This is a genomic window from Myxococcus sp. AM010, from assembly GCF_013372585.1.
GTDB classification, from domain to species: domain Bacteria; phylum Myxococcota; class Myxococcia; order Myxococcales; family Myxococcaceae; genus Myxococcus; species Myxococcus vastator.
In genome coordinates this window covers 13,111-36,176 of sequence record NZ_JABXEO010000084.1, presented here as the reverse complement: position 1 = coordinate 36,176, position 23,066 = coordinate 13,111, and the positions used below count along the sequence as shown (strand labels likewise).

Sequence of the window (23,066 nt, the reverse complement as noted above, 5' to 3'; positions counted from 1 at the left end):
GCTGTTCGCGCTCCAGCGGGGCCCGGGCGCCCCCGGGCCCCGCTGGAGCGCGAACAGCCGCGCCACGTACTTCCCTATCTGGTCCGCCTCCAGGTTCACCTTCGCCCCCACACCCCGCGCCTTCAAGGTGGTGCGCTCCTGCGTCTCCGGGATGAGCTGCACCCGGAACCGGTCCGCCTCCAGCGTGTTGACGGTGAGGCTGATGCCGTCAATGGCCACAGAGCCCTTCTCGATGAAGTACGGCGCCAGCGCCTCCGGCAGCCGGAACCCCATCACCCAGGAGCCGCCCTCCGGGTACGTCTCCAGCACCTCACTGACGGCGTCCACGTGGCCTGAGACCAGGTGCCCGCCCAGCCGGTCCCCCAGCGCCAGGGCCCGCTCCAGGTTCACCCGGTCTCCCGGCTTCACGGCGCAGAGCGTCGTCCGCCGCAGCGTCTCCGGCGCGGCCTGCACGCGGAAGCTGTCGCCCGTGCGCTCCACCACCGTGAGGCAGGCGCCGTTGACGGCAATCGACTCGCCCAGCTCGAAGGCCGCCGCGCCCAGCGAAGTGTGAATCCACAGGTCGGTCATCCCGCCGGGGATGACACGCTCCACCCTGCCGAGGTCCTGAATGAGGCCGGTAAACATGGGGCCGCTTATAACGGACCCGCCCCGCCCGCGCCCACGGCCGCTCGTGTCCTACAGCAGCGCCTGGAGCAGGATGTCGTCGCCGTGGCGTTCGAAGGTGAGGTCCTTCACCGCCAGGGCCTGGGCCATCTCCTTCACGCCCAGGTCGCCGGCCCAGGACAGGCCCGGGCTGCCAATCAGCTTGGGCGCCAGGAAGAGCGACAGCGAGTCCGCCAGGTGCCCGCGCAGGAAGGAGCCGTACAGCTCCGCGCCGCCCTCCACCATGACGTGGTTGTGGCCCCCCTTCGCCAGCCGCCGCAGCAGGGCCTTGAGGTCCACCTGCCCCGCCTTCTGACGCAGCTGCCAGACGTCCACGCCCTGGGCCAGGAAGCGCCGCGCCTTGCGGCCCTCCGGGTCCTCCAGCGTGGCCACCACGGTGGGCGCCGCGCTGCGCTGCGTGAAGACGGTGTGGCCCGGAGACAGGCGCAGGTGGCTGTCCACCACCACGCGCAGCGGGTCCTTCCCGCCTCCTCCGGGCAGCCGCGTGGTCAGCTTCGGGTCGTCCTTCCGGACGGTGTTGGCGCCCACCAGGATGACGTCCACCGAGTCACGCAGCCGGTGGACCCAGGCGCGCGCCGGCGCCCCCGTCACCCAGCGCGAGTCACCGGTGGCGGTGGCCAGCTTTCCGTCCAGCGTCACCGCCGCCTTGAGCGTCACCCACGGCAGGCCGGTGCGAATCACCTTGAAGAAGGGCCGGTTGAGGCGGTCCGCCTCCTCCGCGAGCACGCCCGTGAGGACCTTCAGGCCGGCGCGCCGCATCCGCGCCACGCCCTTGCCGCTCACCTTCGGGTTGGGGTCCGCCGACGCGCAGATGACGCGCCGGACGCCCGCCTCGATGATGGCCATGCTGCACGGCGGGGTGCGCCCGTAGTGGTCGCACGGCTCCAGCGTGGTGTAGAGGTCCGCGCCCTTCGCGCGCGCGCCGGCGGCCTCCAACGCCACGACCTCCGCGTGCGCGGTGCCCGCCTTCTTGTGGTAGCCGCGGGCGATGATGCGCCCGCCCTTCACCAGCACCGCGCCCACGACGGGGTTGGGGCTGGTACGGCCCAGGCCCTTGGCGGCTTCCTCCAGCGCGATGCGCATGAAGAACTCAGCCACCGCCCGGTCGAAGTCCGCCGCGCGCTTCGCCCGGGGCGCCCGGGTCGCTTCCAACCTTGCCCGTGTCAGCAGCCGCATGTGCTTCCTCTAACCGCCCTTGTCCACCGGTGCCGTGGGCGGCGCCTGGCGCTGCTCGCGCGCCTCCGCCTCGCGCAGGGCCTTCAGCTCGTCCATGAACTCCGCGATGTCGCGGAAGCTGCGGTACACGGACGCGAAGCGGACATAGGCCACCTCGTCCAGTTGCCGCAGCCGGCGCATGATCTCCTCGCCGATGACGGACGAGGGCACTTCCTTCTCGCCCATGCCCTGCAGCTGCCGCTCGATGGCGACCACCGTCTCCTCGAGCTGGTCCGCGGACACGGGCCGCTTCTCACAGGCCTTCTTCAGCCCGTTGACGATCTTCTCCCGGTCGAACGCCTCGCGCCGCCCGTCCTTCTTCACGATGAGCGGATAGAGCTCCTCCACCCGCTCATACGTGGTGAAGCGGCGCTTGCAGGCCAGGCACTCGCGGCGCCGCCGGATGACGGAGCCCTCGTGTGACTCGCGGGAGTCGATGACCTTGTTCTCGGCGTCCTGACAGAAGGGGCAGCGCATGGAAGGGGACGGCCCGCCAGCCTACTTCAACCGCGAGGCGTAGAGCGGGAATCCCTGTGAGAGCTCCTTCACCTGCCCCTTGATGCGGGCCAGCGCGGCGTCGTCCTGCGCGGCGTCCAGCGCCTCGCCGATGAGCCGCCCCACCACCGCCATCTCCGCCTCGCGCATGCCGCGCGTGGTGATGGCCGGCGTGCCCACCCGGACGCCGGACGTGGTCATCGGCTTCTCCGGGTCGAACGGAATCATGTTCTTGTTCACGGTGATGCCGGCCTTGCCGAGCACCTCTTCGGCCACCTTGCCCGTGAGCTTCTTGGGGCGCAGGTCCACCAGCATCAGGTGGTTGTCCGTGCCGCCGGACGTCAGCCGCAGGCCGGCGCGCAGGAGCGCCTCCGCCAGCGCCTTCGCGTTGGCGACCGTCTGCCGCTGGTACGCCTTGAACTCCGGCGACAGCGCCTCCTTGAAGGCCACCGCCTTGCCAGCGATGACGTGCATCAGCGGGCCGCCCTGGATGCCGGGGAAGATCTGGCTGTTGATGCTCTTGGCGTATTGCTCGCGGCTCAGCACCAGGCCGCCGCGCGGGCCACGCAGCGTCTTGTGCGTGGTGCTGGTGACGATGTCCGCCACCGGCACCGGCGAGGGATGCACGCCCGCGGCCACCAGGCCGGCGATGTGCGCCATGTCCACCAGCATGGCCGCGCCCACCGCGTCGGCGATCTCACGGAACTTCGCGAAGTCCAGCGTGCGCGGGTACGCGCTGGCGCCCACGACGATGACCTTCGGCTTGTGCTCCCTGGCCAGCGACTCCACCTGCGCGAAGTCGATGGTCTCCGTGTCACGCGTCAGGCCGTAGTGGACGACCTTGTAGAGCTTGCCGGAGAAGTTGAACGTGGCGCCGTGGGTGAGGTGGCCGCCGGAGTTGAGGTCCAGCGACAGCATGGTGTCGCCCGGCTTCATCAGCGCCATGAAGGCGCCCATGTTGGCCTGGCTGCCGGAGTGCGCCTGCACGTTGACCGCGTCCGCGCCGAACAAGTCCCGGGCGCGGGCGATGGCCAGACTCTCCGCGACGTCCACCACCTCGCAGCCGCCGTAGTAGCGCTTGCCGGGGTAGCCCTCCGCGTACTTGTTGGTGAGCACCGAGCCCACCGCCTCCATCACCGCCGGAGAGACGAAGTTCTCCGAAGCGATGAGCTCCAGCCCCTCCTCCTGGCGCTGGGTCTCCTCGCGGAGGACGCGGGCAATCTCCGGGTCCACTTCGGCCAGCGTACGGATGTTCTCCATGGCGGATTCCCTCGAACGACGGGTACGGCGGGGCCGTTAGCCCTGGGACTCGGCCTCGCGAATCATCTGGACGCGCCGCTCGTGGCGGCCGCCTTCGAAAGCAGTGCTGAGGAACGCCTCCAGGATGGCGCGGCCCACGCCGGCCCCCACCACGCGCTGGCCCAGGCACAGCACGTTGGCGTCATTGTGGGCCCGGGCCATACGGGCCTCGAACTCCGTGGTGCACAGGGCCGCCCGGATGCCCTGGTGCTTGTTGGCGACGATGCTCATGCCAATACCGGTGCCACACACCAGCACGCCCAGGGTGGCCTGCCCGGACGCCACGGCGCGGGACACCCGCGCGGCGAAGTCCGGATAGTCCACCGAGTCCCGCGTGACGGGACCCACGTCTTCGTGGGCCACGCCCCGCGCGGTGAGCGCCGACACCAGCTCCTGCCGGAGCTCCAGGCCCGCGTGGTCTGAAGCGAGGATGACTTTCACGCGGGGTTCTCCTGGGACGGCTAGAAGCGCTTGAACACCAGCACGGCGTTGGTGCCGCCGAAGCCAAACGAGTTGCTCATCACCGCGTCCACCCGGGCCTCACGCGCCTGGTTGGGCACGTAGTCCAGGTCGCAGTCCGGGTCGGGCGACGTCTGGTTGATGGTGGGCGGCAGGAGGTTGCGCGTCAGCGCCAGCGCGCTGACCACGGCCTCGAAGCCCCCCGCCGCGCCGAGCATGTGGCCCGTCATCGACTTGGTCGACGACACGGCGACCTTGCGCGCGTGGTCCCCGAACACCGCCTTGATGGCCTTCGTCTCATTCGCGTCGTTGAACGGCGTCGAGGTGCCGTGGGCGTTGATGTAGCCCACGTCCTCCGGGTTCATCCCCGCGGATTGGAGCGCCAGCCGCATGCAGCGCGCCGCGCCCTCGCCCTCCGGGGCCGGCTGGGTGACGTGGTACGCGTCCGAGTTGGCGCCGTACCCCACCACCTCCGCCAGGATGTTGGCGCCGCGCTTCTTCGCGGCCTCCATCTCCTCCAGCACCAGGATGCCCGCGCCCTCGCCCATGACGAAGCCGTCACGCTCCTTGTCGAAGGGACGGCTGGCCCCGGCCGGATCATCATTGCGCGTGGACAGCGCCTTCATCACCGAGAAGCCACCCAGCCCCAGCGGGGTGATGGCCGCCTCGGCGCCGCCGGCGATGACCGCGTCCGTCTCACCCAGGCGGATGGACTTCCAGGCCTCGCCAATGGCGTGGGCGCTGGTGGCGCACGCGGACACCGGCGCCCAGTTCGGCCCCTTGCAGTTGTACCGCATGGAGATGAGGCCCGGCGCCATGTTGATGATCATCTGGATGATGAAGAAGGGCGACAACCGGTCGAACCCCTTCTCCAACCCCTTGCGGTGCTGCTCTTCCAGCGAAGAGATACCGCCGATGCCTGAGCCGACGATGACGCCGACCTTCTCGGGGATGTAGCCGTGCGGCTTGTCTGGACCGACGGGTAGCCCTGACTCCTCCACCGCCATCTGCGCGGCGGCGAGCGAGAACTGCGCATACAGGTCCATCCGGCGCACTTCGCGCTTCTCGATGAACTTCTCGGGCTCGAAGTCCTTCACCTCACCCGCGATGCGCGTGTCGATCTTCCCAACGTCAAAGCGCGTGACCTGGGCAATACCCGACGTGCCGGCGATCAACGCCTGCCAGTTCTTCTCGGTTCCGGTTCCCAGAGCCGAAACGAGCCCGGTTCCGGTGACGACGACTCGACGTTGTGACACGGTCCTCTCCGGTGGCGCCTGGGACACCGGGGACGCCGCGCATCACGCGGCGTCGCCCCGCACCCCGGCACGCCGTGGTGCTACCTACTTCTTGTGGGTGTTGATGTAGTTGGTGGCGTCGGCGACGGTCTTGATGTTCTCCGCCTCTTCGTCGGGAATCTCGACCTCGAACTCCTCTTCCATCGCCATGACGAGCTCCACGATGTCGAGGCTGTCCGCGCCCAGGTCCTCGATGAAGGAGGACTCCGGCTTGATCTCATCCTCTCCGACACCGAGCTGGTCGGCGATGATGGACTTGACCTTGGCCTCAATGGTTGACGTCGACATAAGTGTAGAACCCTCCAGGAACCAGATGTGGCCCGGCTGGCTTCCCGGACCATGTCGAAAGCGGGCGCGGTATATCCCACGCCCGGCGGCAATCCAACCGTGGGTTACATGTACATGCCGCCGTTGACCTTCAGGACCTCGCCGGTGATGTAGGACGCGGCGTCCCCGGCCAGGAAGACGACGGCGCCGGCGACCTCCTCTGGATTGCCCAGCCGCCCCAGGGGGATGCCCTCCAGCATCTTCTGGCGCATCTCGTCATTGATCTGATGCGTCATGTCCGTCCCGATGAAGCCGGGGGACACGGCGTTGACGCGGATGTTCCGGCTGGACAGCTCGCGGGCCACGGACTTCGTCAGGCCAATGAGCCCCGCCTTGGACGCCGAGTAGGCCGCCTGACCGCCGTTGCCCATCTCCCCCACCACGGAGGTGATGTTGATGATGGCGCCGCCCTTCTGCTTCATCATGGGCCTGCTGGCGGCGCGGATGAGCGAGAAGGCGCCCTTGAGGTTGGTGTCCAGCTGCTTGTCCCAGTCCTCGTCCTTCACCCGCATCACCAGGCCGTCCACCGCGACGCCCGCGTTGTTGACGAGCACGTCCAGCCGGCCGTGGCCCTTGACGATGCCGTCCACGGCGCTGGCGCAGGCGGCGCTGTCGGACACGTCGAAGCGAATGGCCTCCGCCTTGGCGCCCTCCGCCTGGAGCAGGGCCACCGTCTCCTGGGCCGCCGCTTCATTGCCCGCATAGCTGATGACCACGGTGGAGGCCCCCGCCTTGGCGAAGGCCACCGCGCACGCCCGGCCGATGCCGCGCGAGCCACCCGTCACGAGCACGACCTTGTCCTTGAAGCCGCTCATGGTGCCACCCCCAGTGCCGCGAGCGCCTTGTCCAGGCTCGCGGAGTCCTCGACGTTGAACAGCTCGATGTCCTTGGTGATGCGCTTGACCAGCCCCACCAGCACCTTGCCCGGCCCCAGCTCGATGATGCGGGTGACGCCTTCGGCCTTCAGCGCCTCCACGCACTCAATCCAGCGCACCGGCGAGCTCACCTGCTCCAGGAGCAGCGACACGACCCGCGACGCGTCCGCGTTGGGCCGGGCCTCCACGTTGGTCACCACCGGCACGGACGGCGCGGACACCGGGATGCGGCCCAGCACCTCCGCCAGCCGGGGCTGCACCGGCGACATCAGCGCGCAGTGGAAGGGGGCGGACACCGGCAGGGTCATCACTCGCCTGGCGCCGGCCTCCTTGCACTTCACCCCGGCGCGCTCCACCGCCGCGGCGTCACCGGCGATGACCGTCTGCTCGGGCGAGTTGTAGTTCGCCGGCGACACCACCTGCCCCTCGGCCGCCGCGTCGCAGGCCGCCTTCACCTTCTCCGGCACCAGGCCCAACACCGCGGCCATGGCGCCCACGCCCGCGGGCACCGCCTCCTGCATGAAGGTGCCCCGCGCGCGCACCGCCCGAGCCGCGTCGCCCAGGTCCATGGAGCCCGCGGCCACCAGCGCCGAGTACTCGCCCAGCGAGTGCCCCGCCACGAAGGACGGCGCCGGCCCCCGCTTCGCGAACACCGCGTGCGCCGCCAGCGACACCGTGAGGATGGCCGGCTGGGTGTTGGCCGTGAGCTTCAAGGCCTCGTCCGGGCCCTCGAAGCAGAGGGTGGAGAGCTTCTCCCCCAGGGCGGCGTCGACCGCGTCGAACACGGCCCGGGCCTCGGGGAACTTTTCATACAGGTCCTTGCCCATCCCCACGGCCTGGCTGCCCTGCCCGGGGAACACGAACGCGACCTTCGACATGCGGACTCTGCCTCCTCTTCAGCGGCCGGGGCCGCAGCCTCTAATCGGAAACGCCCGCGTCTGTCGCCCTTTTTCCCTTCGGGTGGGTCGGAAGCCACGCCCCCGCGCGTTCGATGCAACGCGTCAACTCCGCCTGCACGCCGCCCTCCGCCATGGCCAGCGCCGCGCCCAGCGCGTTGAAGAGGGCCCGGGGCGTGGAGCGCCCATGCGCGACGATGCCCACCCCCTGGATGCCCAGCAGGGGCGCCCCGCCGTATTCGGCGTAGTCCACCACCCGGCGCAGCCCGGCCAGCGCGGGCTGGAGCAGCATCGCCCCCACCTTCTCCGCCAGCCCTCCGCGCCGCTCGATGGCCTGACGCAGCAGGCCAATGACGCCCATGCCCACGCCCTCGGATGTCTTCAGGACGACGTTTCCGGTGAAGCCGTCCGTCACCACCACCTGCACCTCGCCGGAGAAGAGGTCCTTGCCCTCCACGTAACCCACGAAGTCCAGATCCGAGCGCCGCAGCAGCTCGCTGGCCTCCCGGGTGAGCGGCGTCCCCTTGGAGGACTCCTCTCCATTGGAGAGCACGGCCACCCGGGGCCGGGCCACGCCCATGCGCGCGCGCACGTAGGCCTCTCCCATGACGGCGAACTGGGCCAGGTGCGACGGGCGGCAGTCCACGTTGGCGCCCGCGTCCAGCAACAGGCAGCGACCGCCGCCCTTGAGCGCGGGGAAGAGCGCGGCGATGGCCGGACGCTCCACGCCCGGCAGCCGCCCCAGCGAGAGCAGCCCCCCGGCCATGACGGCGCCGGAGTTGCCCGCCGAGACGAGCGCCTCCGCCCGGCCGTCCCGCACCAGCTCGAAGCCGACCCGGAGGGAGGAGTCCCGCTTGCGGCGGAAGGCGGCCGAGGCGTGCTCGTCCATCTCCACGACCTCCGAGGCGTGGTGGACCTGGAGGTTGGCCGGAGGCCTCAGCTTGCCCAGCAGGGGCGCCACCTTCGCCTCGTCGCCCACCAGGAGCACCTCATGGCCGGGGTGGGCCCGCGCGAAGAGCACCCCACCCTCCACGGGGGCGGCGGGCGCGTGATCGCCGCCCATGGCATCCAGCACCAGCCTCATCCCCACCCTCTCCTTGCCCGCCAGGCGTCCCGGCGGCTGTTGGTGTCGGTATCCCACCCGCCGGGGGGCGGGCGGCGCGCAGCACAGCAGGAACCCTCCAGGGGGGCAACGACTGGCTGACACGCCCTGGGGCGTGGCCAGAAGAATGGCGCCTGTGCCATGGGCGTTGTCACCGGGCACCGTCCGGGATAGACGGTGCCCGGGAGATGTCGGGCCCTCCCGCGTTGCCGCATTGACTCGGGGGCTTCGAGCCGCTAGGGTCCGCCGCCTTCCGAAGCCGGACATGGAGTACGGGAGCCTTCGTGCGACCGCCCCAGGCCGGTTTCGAGCAGAGAGAGTGTTGCGCACGGAGCCGGGGACCCCGGCACAGCGCGAAAGACTTTGGACTCAACCGGTCCGGACCGGCGCGAACGCTCCGGGTCGGAGTCGAATATAGAGGTGAGCCGTGGGTGTCCCCAAGAAGCGTACTTCGAAGATGCGTCGTGACCGCCGTCGTGCGGCCAACAACAACCTGCGGAGCGCCGTGCAGGTGACCAAGTGCCCGAACTGCAAGGAGCCGGTGATGCCTCACCGCGCCTGCACGTCCTGTGGCCAGTACAAGGGCCGTGAAGTCGTGGCTCAGGCCGAGGCCTGACGCACCGCCGAAGACAGCGCCCTCCCCGGGTGCTGTGAAACACGACGGGCCGCGCCTCCATCCCGTGGAGGCCGCGGCCCTTGTCGTTTCCGGGGCCCCCCTCACGAGGCGGCCCCGCGCTCCAGGCGCACTTCAGTTGCTGAGCTTGATGTTCTTCAGCGGCGCCAGCCGCGGGTCCACGGGCCGGGTGTCACAGGCGCAGGCGACGTCGTTGCGGTTCGCGCCGCACTGCGAGCACAGGCCCTTGCAGTCGTCCCGGCACACGGCGCTCATCGGCAGGGCCAGCAGGAGCTGCTCGCGAACGATGGGGTCCAGGTTGATGACCCTCCCGTCGAACAGCTCCTGATCCGCGTCGTCCAGCCCGAAGGAGCCGCCAGACTCTCCCTGGCTGCGCTCCTTCTTCTCCATGGCCTTCTCGTCGTCATCCTTGAAGTCGTCGCCCCGGGCCAGCGACTCAGGCACCAGGTTGAGCGTGAATTCCACGGGGACCTTCGTGGCCACGTCGGTGAGGCAGCGCTTGCAGGGGCTGGTGACGTCCACCGTGAAGCGCCCCTCCAGCAGCACGCCGCCGCCCAGCTTGCGCAGCGACGCCTTCAATGTCGCCGGGGCCGTGGCCCGGAATCCGGTATCCTCGCCGGAGGCCGCGCCTCCCAGCGTCTCACCGAGCAGCTCGAGATTGACGGGCTCCTCGAGCTTCAGCCCTGCGTCCTTGATTTGATCAACCTTTACGAGCATTTACGCTGCTTCCAGGCAAAAAGGGGCGCGCAACATAGAGGGCGGCCCCTCCAGCGTCAACACGCCCTCGTGCAACACCGCCACGAAGATGTCACCGCGCCGTCACCCCCGATGGGCCGGCCTTCGTGGATTCTCTCAATAACGTTTTGATAGGTTCGAATCGATGCACGGACACGGCTGGCGGTTGCGCGGGTGGGCCCTCCTCCTGGTGCTGGGCCTGGGTGCCCGACCGGGCTGGAGCCGGCCCCTCTTTCCTGCGCCTGTTCTCTCGCAGCTCGGCCCGGCCAGTCCGGCCATCACCGAGGCCCGTGAGCAGTTCGACCAGGGTGACTTCGAAGCGGCGCGGCGCACCCTCCTGGAAGGCCTGGACGCGCCGGACCTGACGGATGATCAACTGGTGGAGATGTACCGCCTGCTGGGCCTGACGGGCCTCTACCTGGGGGACGAGCCCCAGGCACGCGACGCCTACGAGAAGCTGCTCCAGGCCCGGCCGGACTATGAGCTCCCCCGCAGCTCCCCGCCCAAGGTGCGCGCGCTCTACGCCCGCATCCGCGAGGACATCAAGAGCCGGCGCGTCCGCCCCGTCACCCTGGACGTGGACCCCATTCCTGATCCGCCGGGTGGCGAGCCCGTCGTCGTGGAGGCCGCCATCCAGGACCTGGCGCTGGGCGCCCGCGCGCGCCTCTTCTACCGGCGCGTGGGTGACGAGGCCTACAGCTCGGTGGACTTCGCGCGTGAGCGAGGCCCCGACGGCCGCCCCCGCGAGCGCTACCGCGCGGTGCTGCCGGCCTACGAGGTGCCCACCGAGGCCGAGGCCTACGAGATGGAGTACTACTTCGAGGTCGCGGACGCGGCGCAGCGCCGGCTCGCGGGCCGGGGGGACTCCTTCCAGCCGCTCATCTTCCAGGTGGCGCCCCAGGCCGTGCGCGCCAGCGCCGCCGACGCCGCGACCTCCCGCCCCTGGTACAAGAGCCCCTGGCTCTGGGTGGGCGTGGGCGCGGTGGCCATTGGCGCCACCGCCGGCATCGTGGCGTTGACCTCCTCCGAGGAGCGAGGCCGCGTCCCCATCACCATCCGCGTGGAGCCCCCCGTCCCATGAGCCTGCGCCTCCTGTCCGCGCTGTTGCTGATCGGCCTTGCCGCGTGTGGCCCCGACGCCGAGCCCGCCGGCCGCTTTCCGCTCGCCCTGACGATGGAGCGCGCGGTGGCCAACGACGTCCAGGCCCTGCAGGTGGCCGTGGTGACGCGGGGCTCCAGCCGCAGCTGCACCGAGCTTCAGCGCACGTGCCTGGGCACCCAGGTGCGGCGTGACGACCTGGTGGCGCTGAAGGACGCCCAGGGCCGCGAGGGCCGGGTCCTCCGCTTCCCGGTGGACCTGGCGACCCTCCAGTCGGGTGGAAGCCTGGAGCTGGCGGTGGACGTGCCGGTGGGCCGAGATTACGCGCTCGTCATCGAGGCCATCACCACGGGGACCCCGCCCGGCTTCCTGGGGAGCTCCTGCAACTACCTCCGGGAGGTCAACGCGGGCGACAACGCCCCGGTGATTGCCGCGCCCCTGACGCTGACCGGTGGAGATTGCAATCCGTCCATCGCGCCATGAGCGCGGCCGGACTCAAGAGGACTTCATGTCGCGCATCCTGATTATCGAGGACGAGCAGGACCTGGCGGGCCTCGTCGACTACAACCTGCGGGCCGCGGGCTTCGAAACGGAGACGGCCAGCACCGGCGCGGGCGGGCTCGCCAAGGCGCGCGCGCAGCCGCCGGACCTGGTGCTGCTGGACTTGATGCTGCCGGACGTGGCGGGCAGCGAGGTGCTGCGCATGCTCAAGACGGACACCGAGCTGCGCAAGGCGTCCGTCATCATCGTCAGCGCGAAGGGCCAGGAGACCGACCGGGTACAGGGCCTGGAGCTGGGCGCGGATGACTACGTGGTGAAGCCCTTCTCCGTCCGGGAGCTCCTGCTGCGCGTCAAGGCCGTGCTGCGCCGGGCGGACGCGGAGGACGGACCCGCCGCGGTGCTCGCCTCCGGCGACATCAGCCTGGACACCACCCGCCACCAGGTGCGCGTGAAGGGCGAAGAGGTCCTCCTCACCGCGCTGGAGTTCCGCCTGCTGCGCACGCTGCTGGAGCGCTCGGACCGGGTGCAGACGCGCGAGGTGCTGCTGTCGGACGTCTGGGGCATCCAGGCGGAGATTCACACCCGCACCGTGGACACGCACATCAAGCGGCTGCGCGAGAAGCTGGGCCCCGCCGGAGACATCATCGAGACGGTGCGCGGCGTGGGCTACAAGCTCAGCCCCGCGTAAGGCCGCCCCGCCCATGCCCCTGCGCGCAACGCTCCTCCCGCTCCTGCTGCCCGCCGTCGTCGTCGCGACGCTCGTCGCCCTCCTCGACGGGCCGAAGGAGGTCGTCGCCGCGGCGCTCGTCGCGCTCGCCGGCTCCCTCATGTCCCTGGGCGTGAGCCGCGGAACACTGCAGCGGCAGCTCGACCTGCTGGCCCGCCACACCCGGGACCGCGCCGAGGGCGGCCCCCCACCTCGGCCCCCGTCGTCCCCGAGCGGCTGGACGAGGTGGCCGGCCTCGAGGGCGCCATCGACTCGCTGCACGCCCAGCTGTCCGCGCGAAACACGGTGCTCAACCAAGACGCGCGCACCCTCACCGCCGTGCTGGACGGCATGGCGGAGGGCATCTGGGTGACGGACGACGAGGGCACGGTGGTGCGCCACAACGACGCCCTCCGGGCCATGCTGGATTCCACGAGCAACCCGCTCACTGGCCAGCGCCCCCTGGCGCTCATCCGGAACGAGGCGCTGCACGACGCCGTGATGCGCGCCTGCCGGGAGAGCGCGTCCAGCCACCTGGAGCTCACGCTGGACGGCCTCTTCCCGCGCACGCTCTCCATCCGGGTGACACCGCTGGCCAAGGATTTGCCGGGCAGCGCCGCCGTCTTCCACGACGTCACCGAGCTGCGCCGGCTGGAGAAGGTGCGCAAGGACTTCGTGGCCAACGTGTCGCACGAGCTGCGCACGCCGATTACCGCCGTCCGCGGCTACGCGGAGACGCTCCAGGGCGGCGCCCTCAATGACCCCGTCATAGCGCCGAAGATGGTGGAAATCATCCACCGCCAGTCCGAACGCCTGTCCGAGCTGGTCGAGGACCTGCTGGAGCTGTCCCGCCTGGAGGCGCGCGAGGTGAGCCTGAAGCTCGCCCACGTCACCCTGGCCGACGCCGCCGCCCGCGCCGCCGACACCGTGCGCCCCAAGGCCGAGAGCAAGGGCCAGGTCGTCTCACTCCATGTCCCCCAAGGGCTGCTCGCGGTGGGAGACTCCCGGGCCGTGGAGCAGGTGCTGCTCAACCTGCTGGACAACGCGGTGAAGTACACGCCCGCGGGTGGCCGGGTGGAGGTTTACGGCGCGTACGAGCAAGGCCGCTGCGTGGTGCGGGTGAAGGACACGGGGGTGGGCATCGAGCCCAAGCACCTGTCGCGCATCTTCGAGCGCTTCTACCGGGTGGACAAGGGCCGCAGCCGGGACATGGGCGGTACCGGCCTGGGGCTGTCCATCGTCAAGCACCTGCTGCAGGCCATGGATGGCGAGGTCAAGGTGGAGAGCCAACCCAACGAGGGGAGCACCTTCACCATTTTTCTGCCCCTGGCGGCTTCATCGAGCGCGGCGACAGGGTAGGATGGAAGCACCATGCGGGTCGCCATCCTCGCGGACATCCACGGCAATCTTCCTGCCTGCGAGGCCGTCCTCGAGGACATCGCGCGCTCTGTGGCGCCCGACTACATCGTCGCGGCCGGTGACCTGGCGCTGCGTGGCGCCCATCCCCGGGAGACGGTGGACCTGCTCTTCGACCGGTGTGACTCCATCCTGATGGGCAACACCGACTGCTACCTGGCGGGCAACTACCTGGGCGGCGCCTACCGGGAGAAGGACCACTGGAAGACGGAGCTGCTGCGCTGGACGCGGGACCAGCTGGGCGGCGCGCTGCTGGAGAAGCTGGGCGCCCTGCCCTTCTCCGTGCGCTACACGCCGCGCAAGGGCCAGGACCTCTTCGTCTGCCACGCCAACCCGCGCAACCTCGAGGAGTCGCTGGACCCCACGCTGGATGACGTCGCGGTGCGCCGCTTCTTCAGCCACCTGGACGCGGCGGCCTGCGCCTTCGGGCACCTGCACTTCCCCTACCGCCGCCGCGTGGGCCGCATGCTCATCGCGGACGTGGCCAGCGCGGGCATCCCCCGGGACGGAGACTTGCGCCCCGCCTACGGCGTCTTCACCTTCACGCCCAAGGGCTGGCGGGTGCAGATTCGCCGGGTGCGCTACCCGGTGCGCAAGGCCACCCAGGCCCTCACCGCGCGCCGCGTCCCCGGCGGGCCGCTGCTGGTCCACAAGCTGGTGGAGGCGCGCTACCGCCACCACAACGCGCTGCTGGAGGCCGCGCGGCGGCACTCCGGGCTGCCGCCGCCGGGCCCGGTGCTCCGTCCGCCGCCGGGGGCCGCCTCGCGCGCCGCGGCCACGCCCATGGACAGTCGCCCCGCCCCGGAGGTCGACCCCGCCTCGTTGCCCACGGACATGGACGGCACCGTGACGGGCGCGGCGCCGCTGCCCCCGGACGCGCTCAACGATTTTGAAGGGTAGACGTTGTCGCCAGTCCGTTGCTTGCGCGAGGCCGCCGGGGGTGATTCACGGCGCTCACCATGTCTTCACGCGAGCTGCCGCTGCTGTTCATCCGCCACGCCGTCGCGGAGGACTCTCACGTCCTGGGCGATGAGGCGCGCGCCCTCACCCCGGAAGGCCGCGCCGCCTTCCGCCACCACGCACGCAAGCTGGCACGCCTCACGCCCCTGCGCGGCATCATCACCAGTCCGCTGGTGCGCGCCGTCCAGACGGCGGAGCTGCTCGCCGAGGCCTTCGGCGTGTCCGGCGTGGAGGTCCACCCCGCCCTGCTGCCCCAGCGCGGCGCGCACAAGCGCATCGTCGACCTGGGCCGCGAGCGCGGCGCGGGCTGGGCCCTGGTGGGCCACAACCCCTCTCTGGAGCGCGCGGCCATTCGCGCCCTGGAGCATGAGCTGCCGGACAAGCTGCGCAAGGGCGCGGCGCTGGCGCTCCATCCCCTGAAGAACGGCGGCTTCACGCTCGCGTGGTGGGCCACGCAGGGCAAGCCCGTGAAGCGGCCCGGCGACCTGCGCTGACGCGCCTCAGTGCACCGCGCCCAGCAGGAAGGACAGGATGAGCATGGCCAGCACCGTGGCGGTGATGCCCATGTAGAGCCGGTCCTTCTGCTGGCGGAAGATGAGCAGCGACAGGGCCACCCGCATCACCGGCACGGCCATCATCACCAACAGCCCCGCCATGACGAACGCCTGGCCCCGGGCGGCCAGCGCCCCCGTCACGACGTCCCCCAGCGTGTGCGGCACCGGGTGCGGTGAGGTGAGGCGCTGCAAGGCCTCGGATGAGACGAGGTAGTCCGGGTGGCGGAAGAACGTCACGACGGTGCCCAGCGTCACCAGCGCCAGGCTGGCGGCCACGCCGTACCGCAGCAGGTCGCTGATGAGCAGCTCCGGCTGGAGCAGCGAGGCGTCCTCGCCGTCGTCCTGCACCGCCACGGTGGCGGCCTCGGGGCTCCGCGGCTCCGGCTTCGGGGCCTCGCTCATGGCGCCCACCCCTTGCGCAGCATCTCGAAGGACACCCACAGCAGCACGCCCACGAAGAGCGCGCGCAGCCACGTGCTGTTCACCCGGGCCATCAGGTGACGTGAGCCCAGCCAGGCGCCCAGCGTGACGCCCACGCACACAGGCCCCGCGATGAACGGGTCGATGTTGCCGCGCGCGAAGTAGACGCCCGCGCTGGCCGCCGCCGTCACGCCAATCATGAAGTTGCTGGTGGCCGTGGACACCTTCAGCGGCAACCGCATGGTCAGGTCCATGGCCGGCACCTTGAGCGCGCCCGAGCCGATGCCCAGCATGCCGCTCACCGTGCCCGCCACGTACATCAGCCCCAGGCCCGCCAGCGGCCGCGTGACGCGGTAGGGCACCTCCCGGCCCCGCGACTCGTCCCAGTAGCTGCCGTGCAGCGCCAGCCGGTCCGCCAGCGCGTCCGCGGGCACCGGGGCCTCGTCGCGCGCTCGCATCCGCCGCAGCATCACCAGCGCCGACCCCGCCATGACGCAGCCAAAGACGAGGTACACGCCGCGCCCACCCACCAGCCCGGACATGAACGCGCCGCTGAGCGCGCCGGCCGTGGTCGCCAGCTCCAGGAACATGGCCACGCGGGTGTTGGCCATCCGGTCGCGGACGTAGGCCGCCGCCGCGCCGCTGGACGTGGCGATGACGGAGACGATGGACGCCCCCACCGCGTACTGGATGTCCACTTTCAGGAGCAGCGTGAGCACGGGAATCAGGATGAGCCCGCCGCCAATACCCAGCAGCGAGCCCAACAGTCCCGCGCCCACGGAGAACCCCAGGACGACAATCATGAAGAGGAAGGGAGTCATTGAAGCCGCGCCCCATCCTCTCCCCCTCACCGGCCTTTGGCCACCAGGAGAATGGCTCGATTCGAGCCGCTCCCCTGGTCGCCTGCTTCCTGCGGGCTACTGCGCGCTGGCCGCCACCGCCGGGCGCTGAGCACCGTTGCCGCTGGCGAGCGCGCCGTGGTCGTGGGTGTCCGTGCCCAGCTCGCGCAGCAGGGCCTCGCCCACCAGTTCGTCCATGGGGACGAAGCGGCCCAGCGCCGGGCGCCAGGCGTGGACCTGCGCCGTGCCAATGTCGAACCACCAGCCGTGCAGCCGCAGGGTGCCCGCGTCCAGCCGCGCCTTCACCCACGGATAGCTGGAGATGTGCTCCATCTGCAGCAGCACGTTGTTCTGGGACAGGCGGTCGTAGTCCGACCGGCCCTCACCCAGCTTCGGGTTCGCCTCCATCCGCTGGAGCGCGGCCTTGCCGTGCTCGAGCCAGCCGCTGAGGTTCGGGTTCTCGGGCCCCACGCCGCCAGCGAGGACGGCCTTCATCGCGCCGCAGCTCGAATGGCCGCACACGACGATGTCCTCCACCGGCAGGTTGCGGAGCGAGAACTCCAGCGCGGCCGCCTCGGACTGGTCGCCCGTGGACTGCCCCTTGGAGTCCGACGGCGGCACCATGTTGCCGACGTTGCGGACCACGAACAGGTCACCCGGGTCCGTGGACACGAGCAGGTTGGGCACCACGCGGCTGTCCGCGCAGGCGATGAAGAGGCAATCCGGCTTCTGCCCCTGCGCCAGCAGCGCGAACTTCTCCCGGTGTTTGGACCGGGCGTTGAGCTGAAAGTCCAACAGACCGCGGATGAGCTTCCTCACTGCGCACCTCCGGAGACAAGCGAGTTGTGATTGGGACCTTCGACGACCGCGGGGCTGCTCGACTTCACCGTGCCCTTGCGGCTCCAGACATCCTCGAGCGACTCGGTGAACACCGTGCCCCCCGTCTTGCGATGCGTGTCGCACCAGCTCTCCAGGGCTTCGTGCCCGGAGTGGTCCAGCGTCTGCACGGCCAGGTCCAGCTCCACCTTGGAGCCCGAAGGAACCTGCGCCAGCGCGACGGACAGCCTGGGGACACCGACGAACGTCAGCGCGCCCGAGATTCGCACCAGATAGGACGCGTCCGCCTGCGGGTGCACGTCCACCTTGACGCTGCCCAGGTGCCACAGCAGGCGCAGCACCGCGAACGCCAGGCCCATGCCGATACCGGCCAGCAGGTTGACGCCCACCACGCCGGCCACCGTCACCAGGTACACGGCCAGCTCGCCGCGCTTATGGAGCTCACGGATGTGGTGCACGTTCACCAGCTTCGCGCCGACGAAGACGAGCAGACCCGCCAGCACCGTGAGGGGAACGAGCCCCGCCACCGAGCCGAGCAGCGTGATGAACAGGAGCAGCCACACGCCGTGCAGCGTGCCCGACAGCCGCGTCTTCGCGCCGGCGGTGATGTTGGTGGCGCTGCGGACGATGACGCCGGTGATGGGCAGGCCGCCCGCCAGCCCCGAAAGCGTGTTCGCCAGGCCCTGCCCGAAGAGCTCCTTGTCCAGGTTCGCACGGGGGCCCGTGTGCATCTTGTCCGTGGCCACCGCGCTCAAGAGCGACTCCGCGCTCGCGACCAGCGCCAGCGACAGCACCGCCGTGCCGAAGGCCACCCAGTCACCCTTGGGGAAGGTGGGCAGCTGGATGCTGGAGAGGATGTTCTCCGGCAGCTCCACCCGCGCCACGTCCGCGCTGAGGAAGGTCGCCGCCGCGGTGGCGCCCACCACGGCCACGAGCGGGCCGGGGACCTTCTTCAGCTTCCCGGGAACGAACTGCCACGCAACCATCAGGCCGAGGGTCAGCAGGCCCAGCAGCGTCGCGGCGCCATGCAGGTCCGCGATCTGCCCCGGCAGCTCCTTCACGTTCTGCCACGCGCTCGACTGGGGCGCGCCACCCATCACGATGTGGACCTGCCCCAGGACGATGAGGATGCCGATACCGGCCATCATCCCGTGGATGACGGCGGGGGAGATGGCCAGCGCGCCGCGCGCCACCTTCAGCCCACCGAGAATCATCTGAAGCACGCCCGCGACGGCTACCGCCGCGCACGTCATTGCCAGCCCCATCTGCTGGATGAAGCCGAACACCATCACCGCGAGGCCGGCCGCGGGACCGCTCACCTGGAGGGGCACGCCGCCGAACAGCCCCACCACGATGCCGCCAATCACACCCGCGATGAGCCCGCTGACGATGGGCGCGCCCGAAGCCAGCGCGATACCCATGCACAACGGCAACGCCACCAGGAACACCACCAGGGAGGCAGGCAGGTCCGCGCCTAGCGTCTTCCAGGGGGAAGCAGCGCTCTCAGGACTCTTCGAAGTCGACATCACACCTCCACACAAGTCGCCGCGACTACCGCGCGCGCAGAATCACGTGGAGGCCCTCCGCAAAGAGCGTGCCGTCCCTCTTCCACCGGGCTCAGAGGGAGTGCAATTCGATTGCGGCTGGGAATATGAAAGCGATTTTAAGTCCCGGACCCGGACTTAAAATTCCTTGAGGTCACGGGCCTCAAGAATCTTGAAGTGCCCCGCGCCTACTCCTCCTCGAGCCGGCGGAGGAAGGTGGGATAGGAGAGCCCCAGCACCCGGGCGGCCTCCATGCGGCGCCCCTCCAGGCGGGCGAGGACGTGCCGGACGTACAACCGCTCCACGTCCTGCAAGGACCGCGGAGCGCCGGGGACGACGAAGGCGTCGGGGTCCACGGCGGGCGGGCCGCTGGCGCCTTGCGGCTCCAGGGAAGCGAGCTCCAGCTCGGGTCCAGCCTCCAGCACCAGGGCCCGCTCAAGCACGTTGCGCAGCTCACGGACGTTGCCGGGGAACGGGTAGCGCTCCAGCCGGGCCTGAGCCGCGCTGGAGAACCCCACGGGCCGGCGCCCCAGCTCGGCGCACAGCTCCGCCACCAGGGACTGCGCCAGGGGCAGCAGATCCTCGCGGCGCTCGCGCAGCGGCGGAATGTCCACCCGGAACACGCTCAGGCGGAAGTAGAGGTCCTCGCGGAAGCGGCCCTCGGCGACCTCCTTCGTCAGGTCGCGGTTGGTGGCCGTCACCACGCGCGCGCTGCTGCTCAGCTCGGCGGTGCCGCCCAGGCGGCGGAAGGCGCCCTTGTCCAGGAAGGTGAGCAGCTTTGCCTGGAGCTGCAGGGGCAGCTCGCCCACCTCGTCCAGGAAGAGCACGCCGCCCGCGGCCACCTCCACCAGGCCGCGGCGGGCGGTGCGCGCGTCGGTGAAGGCGCCGCGCTCATGGCCGAAGAGCTCGCTTTCCACCATGGTGGCGGGCAGCGCGGCGCAGTTGACGTGGACGAACGAGCCCTGCCCGCCCTGCAGCGCGTGCAGGTGGCGCGCGATGACCTCCTTGCCCACGCCCGTCTCGCCCAGCAGCAGCACCGGGCTGCGCGGCGCCTTGGCGATGCGCTCCAGCATCTGCAGCGCGGCGAGCATCTTCGGCGAGTGCGGCCGCGACAGGCGCCGCCTTCCGCCCAGCTCGCTCTCCGCCTGACGCAGCCGCTCCTGGAGTTGCAGGTCCGCGGCGGCGCGGCGCGCGCGCAGCACCAGGTCATCCAGCTCCACCGGCTTGGACAGGTAGTCGCGCGCGCCCGCCTGGATGGCCTCCACCGCGCTGGCGATGTCGCCGTGCGCCGTCACCATCAGCACGGGTGTGTCCGGGAGCTGGGCGCGCAGCTCTGGCAGGAAGTCGATGCCGTCCCCATCCGGCAGGCGCCGGTCCAACACCACCAGGTCCGGCGCCTCGCGGGACATGGCCGCGCGCGCGTCATGGAGCGAATGCGCCAACGTGACGCGGAAGCCCTCGTGGCGCAGCACGGAGGCAGCCAGCGAGGCGAAGGTCCGGTCGTCATCCACCAGCAGCAGATAGGTGCTCATCTGGCCACCTCCAACGGAAGGCGCAGCGTGAAGCGGCTCCCCAACGGACTCCGGACATAGTTCAGACTGCCACCATGGGCTTCGACGGAGGCCCGCGCCATGGGCAGCCCCAGCCCCACGCCCTTGGCCCGCCCGGTGGCGAAAGGCTCCCACAACCTGGGCTCGAGCCGCGGGTCCACGCCGCCCGCATTGTCCTCCACCACGAGCACGGCGTCATGGTCGTCCCGCGTCAGACGCACGCTCACCCAGGGTGCCAGCTGCATCCCCGTGTCCTTCGCCACCGCGCCCGCCTCCACCGCGTTGCGGAGCAGGTTGTCGATGGCGGACACCAGCAGCGCGGCATCCCCCTGGACCCACAGGGACTCCTCCAGGGACGTCGTCAGCGCCACGGCCTCTGACTCCGGAAGCAGCTTCACACCCTGGAGCGCGTCCTGCACCAGCAGGTGCACCTCGCAACTGCGGCGCAGCGCGGCACGAGGCGCCCCGAAGGAAAGCAGCGAGCGCGCCAGATGGCTCAGGCGCTCCACCTGCGAGCGCAGCGCGCCCACGGGCAGCTCGCTGCCCGCGGGGGTGTGCCGGAGCACGGACAGCGCGGCCTGGATGCCGTTGAGGGCGTTCTTCACCTCATGCGCGATGAGCGAGGCCGCCGTCCCCAGCGCGGCCATGGTCTCCTGGCGTCTGAGCCGCTCCTCGGCCCCCAGCAGCGAACGGTAGGAGTGCCGCAGCAGGAGGATGAAGATGATGAGCGTGCTGCTCAGCAGGGCGATGTGGAACGCCAGCTGCCGCAGGAAGCGCGCCCGCAGGCCCGCGGTGGCCGTCTCCTCCTCCAGGACGACGAACAGCAGGTCGCTCTTCCCCACCCACGCGCCCGCGCCCAGCATCTGCTTGCCATCCAGCGTCAGCGGACCCGGCATGTCCGCCAGCGCGCGCAGCCGCCCCGTGGTGTCCCCGGCGCCCAGCGTGAGCCCCAGCGGCATCAGCAGCTGCCCGTGGTCATCCATCAGCACCAGCGACGTCTGGGCGGTGGGCCGCGTGGGCAGCGCGCTGGCGCGGAGCTCTCCCAACAGCACGCCCTTGACGCGGCCCTCTTGGAGCATGGGGACGGCGACCACGATGGGCCCCCCCTCCCCTTCCAGCAGGTCGATCTCCGGCTGGCGCCCCTCCACCATCCTGCGAAACCAGGGTCGCAGCGTCAGCGGCGAGCGCCCCAGCGGCATGTCCGGAGGGTCGCTCCAGACGCGCTCGCCGGCGGGCGTCAGCAGGGCCACGCCTTCCGAGAAGAGGGTCGAATGAGAGAAGGCGCTCTCCAGCAGGGCCAGCTCCGCCGGGGAGACGCCGTTTTCGGGATACAGCGCGGGGTGCCCGGCCACGCGGGCCAGCTCCGCCTCCAACAGCCCCAGGTGGACGCCCAGCGCCTCCGACTGCACCTGCGCCTGGTTGAGCAGCCGGCTCAGCAGCTCCTCGCGCGCGTTGCGCACATCCTCCACGTAGCCCAGCACGGGGCTCGTCAGCGCCACCAGCCCCACCAGCCCCAGGCCGACGAGCGCGGAGCGCCCCCCGCGCCGCTGCGCGTGGGCCAGCTCGCCGGGCGTGGGAGTCAGCGTGGGAAGCGGAGGTGGGGTCGGCGGCGGGTGGGCGGAGGTCATGACAGGGCGCCCAGGGGTTTACCCCGGCACGGCAGCGCCTTCACGCGCAAACAGGCCACGTGGCCGGGGGCCCGCTCGCTGGAGGGCCGGCCACCGCCCCGTGTCGCCCGTTCCCGCGCGTGTTCCAGCCCTGACGAAGTTGTTGCACACGAGTCACACGGTCGGAAACGGGGGCGCGCAGAGTGACTGCCCGCCATGCCCCATGTCCTCATCGTCGACGACGAACGCGACCTCGCGGAGCTCATTGATTTCAACCTGCGGGGCTCTGGCCTCACCACGCACGTGGCCCACACCGGCGAAGAAGCGCTGGTGGCCGCCCGGGAGCAGCACCCCGACCTCGTGCTGCTGGACCTGATGATGCCGGACATGTCCGGCATCGATGTCTGCCGGCAGCTGCGGGCAAACCCCCAGTCCCGGGGCGTCCTCATCGTCATGCTCACCGCCAAGGGCGAGGAGTCCGACCGCATCCGCGGCTTCGAGGTGGGCGCGGACGACTACGTGGTGAAGCCCTTCAGCGTGCGGGAGCTGGTGCTGCGCCTGAAGGCCATCCTCCGCCGCGGCGCGCCCACGACCGGGAGCACGGCGCCGCTGGCGCTGGGGCCCCTGCGCCTGGACGTGGCGTCCCACCGCTTCTTCGTGGAGGAGCGCGAGGTGGCCCTCACCGCGCTGGAGTTCCGGCTGCTGGAGCACCTGCTCGCCCGCCTGGGTCGGGTGCAGACGCGTGAGCAGTTGCTGGAAGAGGTGTGGGGCCTGTCCTCCTCCCTGGAGACGCGCACCATCGACACCCACGTCATGCGCCTGCGCGACAAGCTGGGCCCGGCGCGCGCGCTGCTGGAGACGGTCCGCGGTGTCGGCTACCGGATGCTGGACCCGACCGCGGGCTGAGCGTCGTGACGGCGATGTCACACGGTGGACGCGAAACGGACACCCACGTCACGTAGAAGCGCGGCGTCTTCGCGCAAGCCTCACACCGCGGCCAGATTCCGGTCCGCATCATTTCAGCCAGGAGAAGTCC

Annotated in this window: 25 protein-coding genes; 8 read left to right on the top strand and 17 right to left on the bottom strand. The window is 70.6% G+C overall.

Translation table 11 applies throughout. The features are described from left to right. The 10 genes from HV826_RS29600 to plsX all read right to left on the bottom strand — a co-directional run. Nucleotides 1–627, bottom strand: a 627-nt coding sequence (locus HV826_RS29600; RefSeq protein ID WP_176420405.1) for a riboflavin synthase, incomplete at its 3' end; no start/stop codon positions are given. A gap of 51 nt (nucleotides 628–678) precedes the next feature. Then, on the bottom strand, nucleotides 679–1,842 hold the full coding sequence (ribD, locus tag HV826_RS29595; protein WP_176420404.1) for a bifunctional diaminohydroxyphosphoribosylaminopyrimidine deaminase/5-amino-6-(5-phosphoribosylamino)uracil reductase RibD: 1,164 nt from the start codon (nucleotides 1,840–1,842) through the stop codon (nucleotides 679–681). 9 nt (nucleotides 1,843–1,851) lie between these two features. Continuing rightward, complete coding sequence (gene nrdR, locus HV826_RS29590) at nucleotides 1,852–2,358, bottom strand: transcriptional regulator NrdR (RefSeq protein WP_140799178.1); 507 nt, start codon at nucleotides 2,356–2,358, stop codon at nucleotides 1,852–1,854. 21 nt (nucleotides 2,359–2,379) lie between these two features. Continuing rightward, entirely contained in the window at nucleotides 2,380–3,636 is a 1,257-nt protein-coding gene (glyA, locus tag HV826_RS29585) for a serine hydroxymethyltransferase (protein WP_176420402.1), read from the bottom strand. 36 nt (nucleotides 3,637–3,672) lie between these two features. Then, nucleotides 3,673–4,116 carry a ribose 5-phosphate isomerase B gene (rpiB, locus tag HV826_RS29580; protein ID WP_163782128.1) on the bottom strand — a complete coding sequence of 148 codons (444 nt, stop codon included), beginning with the start codon at nucleotides 4,114–4,116 and terminating at the stop codon, nucleotides 3,673–3,675. A 20-nt stretch (nucleotides 4,117–4,136) separates the two neighbouring features. Then, nucleotides 4,137–5,390 (bottom strand): beta-ketoacyl-ACP synthase II, encoded by a 1,254-nt coding sequence (fabF, locus tag HV826_RS29575; protein ID WP_176410815.1) that lies wholly within the window; start codon nucleotides 5,388–5,390, stop codon nucleotides 4,137–4,139. Nucleotides 5,391–5,474: 84 nt separating this feature from the next. Further along, nucleotides 5,475–5,717, bottom strand: coding sequence for an acyl carrier protein (gene acpP / locus HV826_RS29570; RefSeq protein ID WP_090495523.1), 243 nt, complete (start codon nucleotides 5,715–5,717; stop codon nucleotides 5,475–5,477). 104 nt (nucleotides 5,718–5,821) lie between these two features. Further along, the gene (gene fabG, locus HV826_RS29565) at nucleotides 5,822–6,571 is read right to left on the bottom strand and encodes a 3-oxoacyl-[acyl-carrier-protein] reductase (RefSeq protein WP_176420400.1); all 750 of its coding nucleotides are present in this window, start codon (nucleotides 6,569–6,571) and stop codon (nucleotides 5,822–5,824) included. Beyond that, entirely contained in the window at nucleotides 6,568–7,509 is a 942-nt protein-coding gene (gene fabD / locus HV826_RS29560; protein ID WP_176420398.1) for an ACP S-malonyltransferase, read from the bottom strand. Before fabD ends, fabG begins: the two co-directional genes overlap by 4 nt. 40 nt (nucleotides 7,510–7,549) lie before the next feature. Beyond that, nucleotides 7,550–8,611 carry a phosphate acyltransferase PlsX gene (plsX, locus tag HV826_RS29555; RefSeq protein WP_176420396.1) on the bottom strand — a complete coding sequence of 354 codons (1,062 nt, stop codon included), beginning with the start codon at nucleotides 8,609–8,611 and terminating at the stop codon, nucleotides 7,550–7,552. A 445-nt stretch (nucleotides 8,612–9,056) separates the two neighbouring features. On the opposite strand from plsX, the gene rpmF reads away from it, so the two are divergent. Then, nucleotides 9,057–9,245, top strand: coding sequence for a 50S ribosomal protein L32 (rpmF, locus tag HV826_RS29550; RefSeq protein ID WP_011554760.1), 189 nt, complete (start codon nucleotides 9,057–9,059; stop codon nucleotides 9,243–9,245). A 132-nt stretch (nucleotides 9,246–9,377) separates the two neighbouring features. Here the strand turns inward: rpmF and HV826_RS29545 are convergent, their stop codons facing one another. After that, nucleotides 9,378–9,980, bottom strand: coding sequence for a DUF177 domain-containing protein (locus tag HV826_RS29545; protein WP_176420394.1), 603 nt, complete (start codon nucleotides 9,978–9,980; stop codon nucleotides 9,378–9,380). Nucleotides 9,981–10,143: 163 nt separating this feature from the next. Here HV826_RS29545 and HV826_RS29540 point away from each other — a divergent pair, with 163 nt between their 5' ends. From HV826_RS29540 to HV826_RS29515, 6 genes are all read left to right on the top strand, one after another. Beyond that, entirely contained in the window at nucleotides 10,144–11,079 is a 936-nt protein-coding gene (locus HV826_RS29540) for a hypothetical protein (RefSeq protein WP_176410818.1), read from the top strand. Next, entirely contained in the window at nucleotides 11,076–11,579 is a 504-nt protein-coding gene (locus tag HV826_RS29535; protein ID WP_176410819.1) for a hypothetical protein, read from the top strand. Before HV826_RS29540 ends, HV826_RS29535 begins: the two co-directional genes overlap by 4 nt. Nucleotides 11,580–11,604: 25 nt before the next feature. Continuing rightward, nucleotides 11,605–12,285, top strand: a complete 681-nt coding sequence (locus tag HV826_RS29530) for a response regulator (RefSeq protein ID WP_176410820.1) — start codon at nucleotides 11,605–11,607, stop codon at nucleotides 12,283–12,285. 264 nt (nucleotides 12,286–12,549) lie between these two features. Beyond that, entirely contained in the window at nucleotides 12,550–13,662 is a 1,113-nt protein-coding gene (locus HV826_RS29525) for a sensor histidine kinase (protein ID WP_368671018.1), read from the top strand. A gap of 12 nt (nucleotides 13,663–13,674) precedes the next feature. Then, nucleotides 13,675–14,619: a metallophosphoesterase gene (locus HV826_RS29520; RefSeq protein WP_163782148.1), complete on the top strand. Its 945-nt coding sequence runs from the start codon at nucleotides 13,675–13,677 to the stop codon at nucleotides 14,617–14,619. Between the two features lie 59 nt (nucleotides 14,620–14,678). Continuing rightward, complete coding sequence (locus HV826_RS29515) at nucleotides 14,679–15,173, top strand: histidine phosphatase family protein (protein WP_176410822.1); 495 nt, start codon at nucleotides 14,679–14,681, stop codon at nucleotides 15,171–15,173. A gap of 6 nt (nucleotides 15,174–15,179) precedes the next feature. Here the strand turns inward: HV826_RS29515 and HV826_RS29510 are convergent, their stop codons facing one another. The 6 genes from HV826_RS29510 to HV826_RS29485 form a co-directional block, all read right to left on the bottom strand. Next, nucleotides 15,180–15,635, bottom strand: a complete 456-nt coding sequence (locus tag HV826_RS29510; RefSeq protein ID WP_176410823.1) for a DUF1634 domain-containing protein — start codon at nucleotides 15,633–15,635, stop codon at nucleotides 15,180–15,182. Next, complete coding sequence (locus HV826_RS29505) at nucleotides 15,632–16,474, bottom strand: sulfite exporter TauE/SafE family protein (RefSeq protein WP_176410824.1); 843 nt, start codon at nucleotides 16,472–16,474, stop codon at nucleotides 15,632–15,634. Before HV826_RS29505 ends, HV826_RS29510 begins: the two co-directional genes overlap by 4 nt. 96 nt (nucleotides 16,475–16,570) lie before the next feature. Then, a complete protein-coding gene (locus tag HV826_RS29500; protein WP_176410825.1) occupies nucleotides 16,571–17,311 on the bottom strand; it encodes a carbonic anhydrase in 741 nt (246 codons plus the stop codon). Then, complete coding sequence (locus HV826_RS29495) at nucleotides 17,308–18,855, bottom strand: SulP family inorganic anion transporter (RefSeq protein WP_176410826.1); 1,548 nt, start codon at nucleotides 18,853–18,855, stop codon at nucleotides 17,308–17,310. Before HV826_RS29495 ends, HV826_RS29500 begins: the two co-directional genes overlap by 4 nt. A gap of 206 nt (nucleotides 18,856–19,061) precedes the next feature. Next, the gene (locus HV826_RS29490; protein ID WP_176410827.1) at nucleotides 19,062–20,405 is read right to left on the bottom strand and encodes a sigma-54 dependent transcriptional regulator; all 1,344 of its coding nucleotides are present in this window, start codon (nucleotides 20,403–20,405) and stop codon (nucleotides 19,062–19,064) included. Next, entirely contained in the window at nucleotides 20,402–22,051 is a 1,650-nt protein-coding gene (locus tag HV826_RS29485) for a PAS domain-containing sensor histidine kinase (protein ID WP_176410828.1), read from the bottom strand. The genes HV826_RS29490 and HV826_RS29485 overlap by 4 nt, the downstream gene beginning before the upstream one ends. A 195-nt stretch (nucleotides 22,052–22,246) precedes the next feature. On the opposite strand from HV826_RS29485, the gene HV826_RS29480 reads away from it, so the two are divergent. After that, nucleotides 22,247–22,936, top strand: a complete 690-nt coding sequence (locus HV826_RS29480; protein ID WP_176410829.1) for a response regulator — start codon at nucleotides 22,247–22,249, stop codon at nucleotides 22,934–22,936. Nucleotides 22,937–23,066: the final 130 nt, after the last annotated feature.

Coding starts and splice junctions, on each gene's coding strand:
- HV826_RS29495 (WP_176410826.1), bottom strand. CDS start 18,855: ATGTCGACTTCGAAGAGTCCTGAGAGCGCTGCTTCCCCCTGGAAGACG.
- HV826_RS29545 (WP_176420394.1), bottom strand. CDS start 9,980: ATGCTCGTAAAGGTTGATCAAATCAAGGACGCAGGGCTGAAGCTCGAG.
- HV826_RS29480 (WP_176410829.1), top strand. CDS start 22,247: ATGCCCCATGTCCTCATCGTCGACGACGAACGCGACCTCGCGGAGCTC.
- HV826_RS29490 (WP_176410827.1), bottom strand. CDS start 20,405: ATGAGCACCTATCTGCTGCTGGTGGATGACGACCGGACCTTCGCCTCG.
- fabD (WP_176420398.1), bottom strand. CDS start 7,509: ATGTCGAAGGTCGCGTTCGTGTTCCCCGGGCAGGGCAGCCAGGCCGTG.
- acpP (WP_090495523.1), bottom strand. CDS start 5,717: ATGTCGACGTCAACCATTGAGGCCAAGGTCAAGTCCATCATCGCCGAC.
- plsX (WP_176420396.1), bottom strand. CDS start 8,611: ATGAGGCTGGTGCTGGATGCCATGGGCGGCGATCACGCGCCCGCCGCC.
- HV826_RS29485 (WP_176410828.1), bottom strand. CDS start 22,051: ATGACCTCCGCCCACCCGCCGCCGACCCCACCTCCGCTTCCCACGCTG.
- glyA (WP_176420402.1), bottom strand. CDS start 3,636: ATGGAGAACATCCGTACGCTGGCCGAAGTGGACCCGGAGATTGCCCGC.
- HV826_RS29535 (WP_176410819.1), top strand. CDS start 11,076: ATGAGCCTGCGCCTCCTGTCCGCGCTGTTGCTGATCGGCCTTGCCGCG.
- HV826_RS29505 (WP_176410824.1), bottom strand. CDS start 16,474: ATGACTCCCTTCCTCTTCATGATTGTCGTCCTGGGGTTCTCCGTGGGC.
- ribD (WP_176420404.1), bottom strand. CDS start 1,842: ATGCGGCTGCTGACACGGGCAAGGTTGGAAGCGACCCGGGCGCCCCGG.
- fabG (WP_176420400.1), bottom strand. CDS start 6,571: ATGAGCGGCTTCAAGGACAAGGTCGTGCTCGTGACGGGTGGCTCGCGC.
- HV826_RS29540 (WP_176410818.1), top strand. CDS start 10,144: ATGCACGGACACGGCTGGCGGTTGCGCGGGTGGGCCCTCCTCCTGGTG.
- nrdR (WP_140799178.1), bottom strand. CDS start 2,358: ATGCGCTGCCCCTTCTGTCAGGACGCCGAGAACAAGGTCATCGACTCC.
- HV826_RS29530 (WP_176410820.1), top strand. CDS start 11,605: ATGTCGCGCATCCTGATTATCGAGGACGAGCAGGACCTGGCGGGCCTC.
- HV826_RS29510 (WP_176410823.1), bottom strand. CDS start 15,635: ATGAGCGAGGCCCCGAAGCCGGAGCCGCGGAGCCCCGAGGCCGCCACC.
- HV826_RS29515 (WP_176410822.1), top strand. CDS start 14,679: ATGTCTTCACGCGAGCTGCCGCTGCTGTTCATCCGCCACGCCGTCGCG.
- HV826_RS29520 (WP_163782148.1), top strand. CDS start 13,675: ATGCGGGTCGCCATCCTCGCGGACATCCACGGCAATCTTCCTGCCTGC.